This window comes from Rhizobium sp. 10PS4, assembly GCF_032464805.1.
In the GTDB taxonomy this organism is placed as follows: Bacteria; Pseudomonadota; Alphaproteobacteria; order Rhizobiales; family Rhizobiaceae; genus Rhizobium; species Rhizobium laguerreae.
Map to the genome: position 1 here is coordinate 262,475 of NZ_JAWDIW010000013.1, position 11,128 is coordinate 273,602.

Sequence of the window (11,128 nt, forward strand, 5' to 3'; positions counted from 1 at the left end):
ATTGCTGCAGCATATTCGAACCTGTCAGGAGGTGCGTCATGGCCGATGTCTTCGAGGGAACGCCGACATCTTCGCTGCAATCGAAATGGATCTGGTTTGCCGGCCTCGGCGTGCTGCTGCTCGTCTGCGGTCTGATCGCGCTCGGCAATCTGATGCTCGCCACCGTCGTCTCGGTCTATTATGTCGGCATGCTAATGCTGTTCGGCGGCGTGATCTATCTCGTCCATGCCTTCCAAGTGCGCGGCTGGGATCACGTGCTTTTCTGGATATTGAGCGGCCTGCTCTATGTGCTTGCCGGCATCTGCGCCTTCATCAATCCAATCCTGACCTCGGCGGCGCTGACGTTGTTCCTGTCGCTGGCGCTCGTCGTCGCCGGCGTCTTCCGCACCTGGGTCGGCATGCGCATGAAGCCGGTCAAGGGCTGGCGCTGGATCGTCGCAAGCGGCGTCATCACCGCTCTTGCGGGTTTCGTCATCGCGCTCGGCTGGCCGGTGAACAGCCTGTGGATTCTCGGCCTGTTCCTGGCCGCTGATCTCATCGTCCAGGGCTCAACCTTGATCGCTTTCGGGATCGGCATCCGCAGTTCAAACTGATGCCGCTGACCGTTCTTTTTTGACAAGACTAGGACAGGGGATTAGACTTAAGGGGTTACGGGCCAATCCCAGCACACGGATGGTCCGATGTGCGAATGCACCAAGGCACCGGCGAGATCGCCGAGAATGCTAAAAATGGTCATGCGTCCCCCAGAGGCAGGGTTCTGCCTGATCAGAAAAGGGAGGAAGTTCATGCCGATGGTCACCGTTTCCATCTCCCCGCAACAGGCAGCGGGAATCCGCGCCGCCGTCGATAATGGCGGTTATGCCTCGAGCAGCGAGGTTGTCCGCGAGGCGCTGCGCCTCTGGGATACCGCCCGCAAGCTCAATGAGTTCCGGGACGATATTCTTGACGACGGCGCCCCATCCGGCGGCAGATGCGTCGCCGACATGTTCGCTGATCACGAGGCGGAGCGCCGTCGCTCCGCCTGAACAAGCGTCTGATTGCATTGGAAAAATTGAATAAACGCGGAACGCGTGCAAGACCCTTGCGTGTTTCATAAAACTTTCACATTGGCGAAAGAGTTCATTGATCCTTCTGCGGCATGTTCCCTGCGAAAAAGAACAAGTCACAGTGGAGATCAGCATGTCCTTGGCTGCCACCGTCGCGCCGGATGTCCTGCGCCGCTACGCCAGCGATCAGATCGTAACCCTTGCAAAGCTCGTAGTCGAGAATGCCTTCCAGCCGATCGTCGAGGCCGGCACCGGCACGGTTTTCGGCTACGAATCCCTGATGCGCGGCCAGGAGCGCATCGGCTACGAGACGCCGGTCGACATCCTCGACGAGGCTCACCAGGCCGGCCAACTGCTGCAACTTGAGCAGATGGTCGCCAGCCGCGCGCTCGCCAAATTCGCCACACTGTCGAATTTCTCCACCTCGACGCTCTTCCTCAATCTCGATGTCCGGCTGATCCCGCATGGCGAACACCTGGTCGAGAGCCTGCTGCAGCATCTGCGGAAGGCGAATATTCCGCCATCCTCCGTCTGCTTCGAATTCTCCGAGCGTTTCGACAATACCAGCGTGCCGGAATTTTCCAGCCTGGTTTCCAGGCTGCGCAAGGCCGGTTTCAAGCTGGCGATCGACGATTTCGGCGTCGGTCACGGCGAGATGAAGCTGCTCTGCGACTATGCCGTTGATTACCTCAAAATCGACCGCCATTTCGTCGCCGAGATCGATCGCAGCCCGCGCAAGCGCCATCTGTTGAAGAGCATCGTCAACATCGCCCATGTGCTCGGCACGCGCGTCATCGCCGAAGGCATCGAGACCGAGGCCGAATTCATCGCCTGCCGCGAATATGGCGTCGATCTCGTCCAGGGCTGGTTCATCTCCCGCCCGACGACGCATATATCGGAGCTGGCGCCATCCTTCCCGCATCTGCAGGAGCTCGGCAAGAGCAAGCGGGGCAGCCAGTCGCTCGACGAAATCCTCATCCGCAAGCAGATCGAACTGCTGCCGACGGTCTATGAGAATGACAGCATCGACAGCGTCTTCGAACTCTTTCGCCGCAATCCGCGCCAGGCCTTCTTTCCCGTCCTCAACGCCAATGACGAGCCGCGCGGCATCATTCACGAGCATCACCTCAAGGAATATATCTACCAGCCCTTCGGCCGCGATCTCTTGAAGAACAAGATGTATGAGCGCTCTATCTCGCATTTCGTCGAGATGGCGCCGATCGTCGGCCTCGACAGCGACGCCGAGCAGCTGATGGCGATCTTCGCCAATATGGAAGGCAGCAACTGCCTGATCCTGACCGACAATATGCGTTATGCCGGCGTCGTCTCAGCTGCCTCGCTGATCAAGGTGATCAACGAGAAACAGCTGAAGACCGCGCAGGACCAGAACCCGCTGACCGGTTTGCCGGGCAATCGCGCCATCCGCGATTTCATGCGTCAGTCCGGCCGCGACGGCGATGAGCTCCGCCACTTCTGCTATTGCGACTTCGACAATTTCAAGCCGTTCAACGATGCCTACGGCTTCCATCTCGGCGACCACGCGATCTCGCTGTTTGCCGCGCTGATGCGCCGCTATTTCTTCGCCGAGCGCCATTTCCTCGGCCATGTCGGCGGCGACGATTTCTTCATCGGCGTCGTCGGCTGGAGCAAGGAAGAGCTGACGGAGATCCTCGACCGGCTGATCAGCGATTTTCATGACGATGTGCGGGATTTCTATTCCGATGAGGACCGTGCCGCCGGCCGTATCCTCGGTCACGACCGCACCGGCGCCGAAGCTTTGTTCCCGCTGATGCGCTGCTCGATCGGCGTCATCGAACTGCCGGAAGGCCTCGTTGTCGACGATATCAACCGCGTCAGCGCCGAAATCGCCATCATCAAGTCGGCCGCCAAGGACAGCGAGGAAGGTCTCGTCTTCCATTTGCTAGGCGAGGCGAATTGACGCCTTTGCCACATCGTGCCTTCCCAAGCCTGCGGGGCTGATTTATTCCGGTTGCTTCCGATTAGGGAGGAGCCGGTCATGCCTTTGCCTCAGGATATGCGTTTCGTCGATCTGCCGTCCTCCGGTGGCCCGGAGGTGATGACGATCGGCTGGAGTCCGCTTCCTGTGCCCGCCGACGGAGAGGTCCTGGTGCGCGCCGAGGCGATCGGCGTCAACCGCCCCGATATTGCCCAGCGCCAGGGCAGCTATCCCCCGCCGAAGGGTGCGAGCCCGATCCTCGGCCTGGAATTGTCCGGCGAAATCGTTGCCGTCGGCCCGGGCGTCAGCGGCTATGGCGTCGGCGATAAGGTCTGCGGCCTCGCCAATGGTGGTGCCTATGCCGAATATTGCCTGCTGCCGACAGGCCAGATCCTGCCCTTTCCCAAGGGCTATGACGCGGTAAAGGCGGCAGCTTTGCCTGAGACCTTCTTCACCGTCTGGGCAAATCTCTTCCAGATGGCCGGGTTGACGGAAGGCGAGACGGTGCTGATCCATGGCGGTTCCAGCGGCATCGGCACGACGGCGATCCAGCTCGCCCGCGCCTTCGGCGCCGAGGTCTACGCGACGGCGGGCTCAAAGGAGAAATGCGATGCCTGCGAAAAGCTCGGCGCCAGGCGGGCGATCAACTACAGGAGCGAGGACTTCGCCGAGGTGATCAAGGCCGAGACCGGCGACGGCGTCGATATTATCCTCGACATGATCGGCGCCGCCTATTTCGAGCGCAACATCGCCTCGCTGGCAAGGGATGGCTGCCTCTCGATCATCGCCTTCCTCGGCGGTGCGCTCGCCGAAAAGGTCAATCTCTCGCCGATCATGGTCAAGCGCCTGACGGTCACCGGCTCCACCATGCGGCCGCGCACGGCGGAAGAAAAACGCGCCATCCGTGACGACCTGCTCTCCGAGGTCTGGCCGCTGCTGGAAGCCGGGACAGTCGCCCCCGTCATCCACAAGGTCTTTGCCTTCGAAGAGGTCGTCGAAGCCCACCGGCTGCTGGAAGAGGGCAGCCATGTCGGCAAGGTCATGCTGCGCGTCGGCTAGAGCAATTCCAGCAAAGTGCGCAGCGGTCTTGCCAGGCAAAGCGCGAAGCGCTTTTGCCGGGAATTGCGTCAAAACAAGGAGATAGGGCGCTCTTACTGCGTCCTATCGGACGCGCGGCGCGGTAATGTCAGCGACACGCCAACCGCGAGAACACCGGGCAGCGCCATCAGCAGATAGAGCCAGTGCGCTGCCGACAACGCGCCTGATATGCCGCCGGGATGAACGAGGCCGGCGCCGTTGGCGATCAGGCCGGCAAAGGCGGCCCCGAACGCCCCACCAAGCGAACTCATTGTCGGGATCGCGGCAGAAGCCTTGTCCTTCTCGTTGTCGGCGACGAGCCTCAAAACCATGGCGACCAAATGCGCCCAGCCGAGACCGATGCCGAAGCCCATCATGAACATGCCAATCGCCGCCGGCACGATGAGGAGCATATGCCCCTCGGGATTCTCCTTGGCGAGGAAGACGGCGAGGCAGGCGGTCGCCGCCGCCTCGATGAGGGCGCCAATGACGATTGCCCAATAGGCTCGGCCGCCGGCCCACGAGCCGCTGAGGAAGGCCGCGAAGGTCCAGCCGAGGGCGACGAGCGCGACGAGATAACCCGAGACGATCGCCGGCACCCCATGCAAGGTTTGCAGGAAATAGGGAATGAAGACGTCGCTGACGAGAACGACGGTCACGGCGAGCATCGCCAGGTAGACCCGTGAAATCGGCTGGGAAAGGTTGATGGCGCCGGAGGGCAGCAGGTGGTTCGGGCTTCGGCCCTCGGTGACGATCATGCCGGCGACCGCGACGACCGAAGCCGCGATCAGCGCGACCTTCGTGGCTGTCGCCTCGACCGCGCCGGCCGCACTCACCATCAGGACGGCGGCAAGCAGCAGCCCGATCTGCGCAACCGGCGTCTTTGCCTGCTCGCGGTCGTCCTCGACGTCAGGCAATAGCCGCGGCGCCAAGACCGCCATCAGCAGGCCGAGTGGCACGAGCACGATGAAAGCATAGCGCCAGGCGTGGCCCGTAGAAAAGAAGCCGCCGAGCGTCGGCCCGATGACGGTCGAGACCCCCCAGATTGCCGCGTAGAGCGTCGAGGCCTTCGGCCATAGCGGCTCGGGATAGACGAAGCGGATGAAGGCATAGCCGAGGGCGGCAAGTGCGCCGGTTCCGAGACCCTGCACCGCGCGTCCGATCAGCACCACCGGCATCGACGGTGCGGCTGCGGCAATCAGGCTGCCGACGCCGAAGACCAGTGCTGCGATCACGTAGACGGACCGAAGCCCGATGCCGCGCGGCCGCATGGCGACGAAGATCGAGCCGAGCACGGCGGCGGCGACGAACAGGCTGGTGACCCAGGAAAACAGCGCGAGCCCGCCGATATTGCGCACGATCGAAGGCGCGATCGTCGCCATGATGTAACTCTCCACCGCATAAAGCGTCACGCCGCCGGCCAGCATCAATGTTGCCGGCAGGTGCTCGGGCAGGAAGAGGCGGAAAACGGAGCTGGCGCTGGGGATGGCCGCTGTCTGGTCGACATTCGACATGGGAGGACCCCGAGATTTTTACTGGCGAAGGATTATTTTCCAAGGTATAAATTGGAAAATTACATGCCACCTCGAATTAAACAAGACTTGACTTGGAAAATATGCGCCAGTCCCCAGCCAACCGGATCCTGATCCTGATAAAGACCGACGGCCCGCAGCTCGCCGCCGCGATCGGCGACGCTCTCGGCATATCGGGCGAGGCCGCCCGCCAGCAGCTTTCGAAGATGGCGGAGGAGGGGCTGGTGGAACCGGTGACCGTTGCCGCTTCTGGCCGGGGCCGGCCGCGCCAGCTCTGGCACCTCACAACGAGCGGCAACCGCCGGTTTCCCGACGGCCATGCGGAGCTGACGGCAAACCTCCTCGGCACGCTCGTCAATCAACTCGGCCCCGCAGCGCTCGATACCGTCATTTCCGCCCGCGAGGCCGAGACGCTGAAACGCTATCGGCAGGAGATCAGCCCGGCGCATGATCTTGCCGCGCGCGTCGAGGCCCTTGCCGGCATCCGCACCCGCGAAGGCTATATGGCCGATTGTTGGGAGGAGGCGGACGGATCCTTCATGCTGGTCGAAAACCATTGCCCGATCTGCGCCGCCGCCACGGCTTGCGCCGGCTTCTGCCGCTCCGAACTCGAAACCTTCCGCGCCGTCCTCGACGCCGACGTCGAGCGCAGCGAACACATCCTCGCCGGCGCTCGCCGCTGCGCCTATCGCATCACGCCGCGTTGAGGTGTGTCGATCGGAGCGCCGCATTTCACGCCGGTTGCCGCACCTGCCGCCTGCTGCTTTCGAGATAGAGCAGCACTCCGATCGATGCGAGACCCGCGGCCGCGCCGACGAAGGCGGTGCCGGAATAATCGGTGATCGCGGTGCCGAAGGCAAAGAGGCCGGCGCTGACGCCAACGCCAATGAACGTGTTCAGCGAGATCAGCGAGGTTCCGAGCCCCGGCCGGTCCGCGATCAGATCCTGCAGATAGGTGATCGGCACGCTGAGGATCGCTGCCGCCCCGCAGGCATTGAAGAGGAGGAGTGCGTAGACGTGCCAGGGTGCGGAAGCAAAGCCGAGCAGCAGCAGATAGACGCAATAGATCAGCGCGCCGAAGGCAAGCACATGCGCGCTTCGGAAGCGGCGCTGCGCAAAGCCCCACATCATCATGAACGGCATCTCGAGCAAGGCCGTCAAACCTGCCATGAAGCCGACATCGATCACGGTGCCGCCGGCCGCACGCGTGATGATCAGCGGCAGGAGCATGGCGTTCAGCCGCTGCAGCCCGAATAGCATCGCCATGACGATGGCCCGCGACAGCACATGCGGCACGAAAATCCGTTTCAGCGAAGCAAAGAAGCCGACTGGATCGGGGGCAGGGCCGCCTGAGCCATTTCCGGGTGCGAAGAAGAAATACAGGCAGAAGCAGGTGCAGCTTGCCAATGCCGCGATCCCATAGGCCGGCGTCATCGACGGCGAACTGACGAGATAGAGGCCGATCAACCCCGGCGCCAGCGCCCATGAGCCGGAAAAGAGCGCCCGCACCATTGCGGTGATCGCCGCCCCTTGGCCGCGGTCCATCTGGTTGGTCCTGGCGCGCAGGCTGGCAAACAGCAGCGAATAGGTGGAATTGCTCATCGGCACCAGCAACAGCGTGGAGAAGATGAAGACCGCGGGGCTATGAATGAGCGCGATCGATCCGAAGCCGAGCATGCCGGCGACGGAAAGCCCCAGCACCAGCGGCCGGCGCTCCTTCAGCCTGTCCGACCAGATCCCGAGCGTCAGGCTCGTCGTGACGTTGACGATCGAAGAGAAGAACACCAGTGCCGAATAGGCGCCGTTGCTCAAGCCGAGTTCGTTGATCCCGATAATCGACTGGTAGGGCGCGGTCGACGCATAGGTGAAGGCGAGCGCGACGAGTGTCACGGTCGGAATACGGATCCTGTTGTCGCGAAGGATCAAGGAAAAGGTGGATGGCATGGGGAGTGGTTCCTGATGCCCTACTCTTAGCCGCATCGAACCCATCAGAGAAACGATAGTTTTCGATCGCCTCGGTCAATTTATGTGATGAATATTTGGACGATGTGATCGCGCTCCGAGCCCGCGGTGGGGTGACGTCCAGCCACATATCGACCCGGTGCTCCATCTGGCGGGCACTCGCGCATGCGCCTAAGCCTTGCAAAGCGTCAACCCCGTTGGCTTTCGTCGCGTGACGCGTTATGGACTGCCCATCCCGCCAGCATCCGGACAAAAGCTCATGACCAATCCCGTCACCGTCGAAGTCACCCGCGGCCTGCTCGTCGAAAGTCGCCATCGCGGCGCGGTGGCTGTCGTCGATGGCGATGGTAAGCTTGTCTTCTCGCTGGGCGACATCGAGGCCGCGGTCTTCCCACGCTCGTCCTGCAAGGCGATGCAGGCGCTGCCGCTCGTGGAGAGTGGTGCGGCCGACGCCTATGGTTTCGGCGACAAGGAATTGGCGCTGGCCTGCGCCTCGCACAATGGCGAGGACGAGCACGTGGCGCTCGCCGCCTCCATGCTGTCGCGTGCCGGCCGCGATATCGAAACACTGGAATGCGGCGCCCATTGGTCGATGAGCCAGAAGATCCTGATCCAGCAGGCTCGCACGCTCGATGCGCCAACCGCGCTGCACAACAATTGCTCGGGAAAACATGCCGGCTTCATCTGCGCCTGCTGCCATCAGGACGTCGATCCGACGGGTTATGTCGGCTATGAGCACCCGCTGCAGGTCGAGATCCGCGCGGCGATGGAAAGCCTGACCGGCGCCGTGCTCGGCGCGGAAAGCTGCGGCACGGATGGCTGCTCCATTCCGACTTATGCCGTGCCGCTCAGGAGCCTTGCCCACGGTTTCGCCAAGATGGCGACCGGCATCGGCCTGGAAGCTTTGCGCGCCAAGGCATCCCGCAGGGTGATCGAGGCTTGCATGGCCGAACCTTTCTATGTCGCGGGTTCGGGCCGCGCCTGCACCAAGCTGATGCAGATCGCCCCAGGCCGCATCTTCGTCAAGACAGGTGCTGAGGGCGTCTTCTGTGCCGCGATTCCGGAAAAGGGCATCGCCATCGCGCTCAAATGCGAGGATGGCATGACCCGCGCCGCCGAAGCCATGGTGGCGGCGACACTCGCCCGCTTCTTCGAGACGGAGAGCGAGATACATGCGGCATTGATGGCCTATGCCGCAACGCCGATGCGCAATTGGAACGGCATCCATGTCGGCGATATCAGGGTCACCTCCGCCTTGGCCGACTGAGCGCGAGTTTGCATATATAAGTTATTAGAAAAATAAGAATTGGCTAATATAAAAGGGTTACGTCCTGCGATCGCGGATGCACCCTTTCGCGGCGACGTGAGCACAGTCCTGGAAGCCGTGAGGGCAGGGCATGTTTGCAGGCCGCTATCTCTGGTGGATGCTGATGGGGATCGGCATCTTCATGTTCGCCGCGCTGAGCCTCGATTATATCACCTGGCTCACGATCCAGCTGTCCGGCTGCGGCGATATGGCCGGCGCCTGCGAGCCGGTTCTCCGACTGATATCGGGCGTGCTCAAACCCGCCTGCATCTGGACCGCGATCGGCGTGCTCTTCACGGCGACGCTGCTCCGTCTTCACACTCTCTCGCTCATCTGGTTCTGGGGGCCGATCGTCGCCATCTGGTTCATCGCCTCCACGCCGATCCTGCTCTTCCTGGCGGTGGATGCGGCGGCTCTGACGCGGCCCGCCACCTTGGCGGTGCTGCCCGTCGCCTTCCTGTTTCTGGCGGCATTCACAGCCTATCTCATGCTTGCCCTGGAGGATGGCGACAGGCTGCCGCTTGCAGCCTCCGTGCCGTTGCGCCTCACACTCCGTCTGACGGCGATCTACGGCGCGCTTGCCGGCGCAGCTTTCATGCCGGAACTGTCGCGGGTCGCCGGGACCCTGCTCGATATGCCGGCACTTTCCGTCGTCATCGCGCTGGCGCAGCCCTATCTGCAGACGGTGCTCACCCTTGGAACCGGCAGCATGGCGCCGGCCTATGCCGTGCTGGCGGCCTTCATCGCGGCCCTTGCCGCAAGTCTCCTGCCACATGCTGCCGCGCCGCAGCCCTCTCTTAGCGCCATCATGCTGCGGCGATTGCGCCGTTGAGATCGCGATAGGGTTTCAGCCGTTCGGCCGTCATCTCCACGGGCACGATCAGCCCCGCCACGTCGGAAATGCCGAGCACCGGGCAGGGGGAGACGAGGTCGAACTTCTCCCCGGTCAGCAGCACATGCGTTTCAGCCGCGCAGCGGGCGATGTGCCGCTTGATCGCCGCTTCCTCGAAATCGCCGGTGGAAAGCCCGTGCACTGGATGGGCTGCGGTGACGCCGAGGAAGAAGAGATCGGGGCGCAGCTGCGAGATCGCCGCCATCGCCGCCGCACCCGTTGCCACCATCGAATGTTTGTAGAGCCGTCCGCCGGTGAGGATCACCTCGGCCGTCGGATGGTGTTCGAGTTCGGCGGCGATCGTCGGGCTGTGGGTCGCAACCGTCAGCGGCATGTCGCGTGGCAAGTGCCTGGCGACCTCCGCCGTCGTCGTGCCGCCGTCGAGGAAGATCATCTGTCCGGGCTTCACCATCGCCGCCGCCGCCGCCCCGAGCCGAGCCTTGATCTGCGACGAGACGCTGCGCCGCGCGGTGAAATCAGGCAAGTCAGGCGCCAGCGGCATCGCCCCGCCATGCACCCGTTTCAACAGCCCCTCCGCCGCCATTTCCCTGAGGTCCCGCCGGATCGTGTCTTCCGAAAGCGCGAAATCCTCGGCGACGCGCTTGGCGACCACCTGGCCATCACGGCGCAGGATGTCGAGAATGAGGACCTTACGTTGTGTTGTCAGCATCGGCTTCCTGCACGAAATTAAACATAGTAGCCGAATATCGCACAAAATGACTCGACATTCAAGAAATATCGTGCATTTTCACGAAATCCCGTGCATGAGGCCGGGGAGAGTGCTCACGCATAAAGCGGAGCGAAGGAGTGGATCATGTTGATTTTGATTGCCGGGCCTTATCGGTCCGGAACCGGCGACGACCCGGAAAAGATGGCCGCCAACCTGAAGCGGCTGGAAGCGCCTTCGCACGCGCTATTTGAGGCCGGCCACGTGCCGATGATCGGCGAATGGGTGGCGCTGCCGATCTGGCACGCCGCCGGCGGCCGGTCGGTCGGCGACGCGCTCTACGAAGAGATCTTCCACCCGGTCGCCGGCCGGCTGCTGCAGCTCTGCGAGGGCGTGCTGCGCCTGCCCGGCGATTCCAAGGGCGCCGACAACGACGTCCGCATCGCCCGGGAACGCGGCATCCCGGTCTGGCACCGGCTGGAGGATGTGCCGGGCTGCGGCTGAGCGGTGTCGGCGAAGCTCTTGCTCTTCGCTTACGCTCAGCACATTCGCGGCTTTGCCGCTCACCCCCTCATCTGCCTGCCGGCATCTTCTCCCCGCTGGGGAGAAGCCGACTCGTGGCGGCGCCTCGCTCCTCTGAGGCGTTGTAATGGAAACGAGGGCGCCCGTTGCGCCCTCTTCTCCCCAGC

11 protein-coding genes are annotated in these 11,128 nt (G+C 62.9%); 8 read left to right on the forward strand and 3 right to left on the reverse strand.

All coding sequences use genetic code 11. From position 1 onward, the window contains the following. Window positions 1-38 precede the first annotated feature (38 nt). The 4 genes from RWJ89_RS25055 (at window position 39) to RWJ89_RS25070 (ending at window position 4,062) form a co-directional block, all read left to right on the forward strand. Window positions 39-593: an HdeD family acid-resistance protein gene (locus RWJ89_RS25055; RefSeq protein ID WP_077975887.1), complete on the forward strand. Its 555-nt coding sequence runs from the start codon at window positions 39-41 to the stop codon at window positions 591-593. 192 nt (window positions 594-785) lie between these two features. Next, on the forward strand, window positions 786-1,025 hold the full coding sequence (locus RWJ89_RS25060) for a ribbon-helix-helix domain-containing protein (RefSeq protein WP_018241158.1): 240 nt from the start codon (window positions 786-788) through the stop codon (window positions 1,023-1,025). Window positions 1,026-1,179: 154 nt separating this feature from the next. Continuing rightward, complete coding sequence (locus RWJ89_RS25065; protein WP_131641520.1) at window positions 1,180-2,985, forward strand: GGDEF domain-containing protein; 1,806 nt, start codon at window positions 1,180-1,182, stop codon at window positions 2,983-2,985. Window positions 2,986-3,063: 78 nt separating this feature from the next. Further along, window positions 3,064-4,062 carry an NAD(P)H-quinone oxidoreductase gene (locus RWJ89_RS25070; RefSeq protein ID WP_221955762.1) on the forward strand — a complete coding sequence of 333 codons (999 nt, stop codon included), beginning with the start codon at window positions 3,064-3,066 and terminating at the stop codon, window positions 4,060-4,062. 92 nt (window positions 4,063-4,154) lie between these two features. Here the strand turns inward: RWJ89_RS25070 and RWJ89_RS25075 are convergent, their stop codons facing one another. Beyond that, window positions 4,155-5,594: an MFS transporter gene (locus tag RWJ89_RS25075; protein WP_316031625.1), complete on the reverse strand. Its 1,440-nt coding sequence runs from the start codon at window positions 5,592-5,594 to the stop codon at window positions 4,155-4,157. A 101-nt stretch (window positions 5,595-5,695) separates the two neighbouring features. On the opposite strand from RWJ89_RS25075, the gene RWJ89_RS25080 reads away from it, so the two are divergent. Then, entirely contained in the window at window positions 5,696-6,319 is a 624-nt protein-coding gene (locus RWJ89_RS25080; RefSeq protein ID WP_168285200.1) for a helix-turn-helix transcriptional regulator, read from the forward strand. A gap of 25 nt (window positions 6,320-6,344) precedes the next feature. On the opposite strand, the gene RWJ89_RS25085 is transcribed toward RWJ89_RS25080, so the two are convergent. After that, window positions 6,345-7,556, reverse strand: a complete 1,212-nt coding sequence (locus tag RWJ89_RS25085) for an MFS transporter (protein WP_316031626.1) — start codon at window positions 7,554-7,556, stop codon at window positions 6,345-6,347. 277 nt (window positions 7,557-7,833) lie between these two features. On the opposite strand from RWJ89_RS25085, the gene RWJ89_RS25090 reads away from it, so the two are divergent. After that, window positions 7,834-8,841 carry an asparaginase gene (locus tag RWJ89_RS25090; RefSeq protein ID WP_131666775.1) on the forward strand — a complete coding sequence of 336 codons (1,008 nt, stop codon included), beginning with the start codon at window positions 7,834-7,836 and terminating at the stop codon, window positions 8,839-8,841. Between the two features lie 130 nt (window positions 8,842-8,971). Beyond that, the gene (locus RWJ89_RS25095) at window positions 8,972-9,712 is read left to right on the forward strand and encodes a hypothetical protein (protein ID WP_316031627.1); all 741 of its coding nucleotides are present in this window, start codon (window positions 8,972-8,974) and stop codon (window positions 9,710-9,712) included. Here the strand turns inward: RWJ89_RS25095 and RWJ89_RS25100 are convergent. Then, window positions 9,687-10,442, reverse strand: a complete 756-nt coding sequence (locus RWJ89_RS25100; RefSeq protein ID WP_316031628.1) for a DeoR/GlpR family DNA-binding transcription regulator — start codon at window positions 10,440-10,442, stop codon at window positions 9,687-9,689. The two genes, RWJ89_RS25095 and RWJ89_RS25100, sit on opposite strands and share 26 nt — an antisense overlap. Before the next feature lie 144 nt (window positions 10,443-10,586). Between RWJ89_RS25100 and RWJ89_RS25105 the strand changes: the two genes are divergently transcribed. After that, window positions 10,587-10,943 carry a hypothetical protein gene (locus RWJ89_RS25105; protein WP_003546432.1) on the forward strand — a complete coding sequence of 119 codons (357 nt, stop codon included), beginning with the start codon at window positions 10,587-10,589 and terminating at the stop codon, window positions 10,941-10,943. The last annotated feature ends 185 nt before the right edge of the window (window positions 10,944-11,128 follow it).

Excerpts from the sequence above, each read along its gene's own strand:
- RWJ89_RS25075 (WP_316031625.1), bottom strand. The coding sequence starts at position 5,594 with ATGTCGAATGTCGACCAGACAGCGGCCATCCCCAGCGCCAGCTCCGTT.
- RWJ89_RS25080 (WP_168285200.1), top strand. The coding sequence starts at position 5,696 with ATGCGCCAGTCCCCAGCCAACCGGATCCTGATCCTGATAAAGACCGAC.
- RWJ89_RS25085 (WP_316031626.1), bottom strand. The coding sequence starts at position 7,556 with ATGCCATCCACCTTTTCCTTGATCCTTCGCGACAACAGGATCCGTATT.
- RWJ89_RS25105 (WP_003546432.1), top strand. The coding sequence starts at position 10,587 with ATGTTGATTTTGATTGCCGGGCCTTATCGGTCCGGAACCGGCGACGAC.
- RWJ89_RS25055 (WP_077975887.1), top strand. The coding sequence starts at position 39 with ATGGCCGATGTCTTCGAGGGAACGCCGACATCTTCGCTGCAATCGAAA.
- RWJ89_RS25095 (WP_316031627.1), top strand. The coding sequence starts at position 8,972 with ATGTTTGCAGGCCGCTATCTCTGGTGGATGCTGATGGGGATCGGCATC.
- RWJ89_RS25060 (WP_018241158.1), top strand. The coding sequence starts at position 786 with ATGCCGATGGTCACCGTTTCCATCTCCCCGCAACAGGCAGCGGGAATC.
- RWJ89_RS25100 (WP_316031628.1), bottom strand. The coding sequence starts at position 10,442 with ATGCTGACAACACAACGTAAGGTCCTCATTCTCGACATCCTGCGCCGT.
- RWJ89_RS25070 (WP_221955762.1), top strand. The coding sequence starts at position 3,064 with ATGCCTTTGCCTCAGGATATGCGTTTCGTCGATCTGCCGTCCTCCGGT.
- RWJ89_RS25065 (WP_131641520.1), top strand. The coding sequence starts at position 1,180 with ATGTCCTTGGCTGCCACCGTCGCGCCGGATGTCCTGCGCCGCTACGCC.
- RWJ89_RS25090 (WP_131666775.1), top strand. The coding sequence starts at position 7,834 with ATGACCAATCCCGTCACCGTCGAAGTCACCCGCGGCCTGCTCGTCGAA.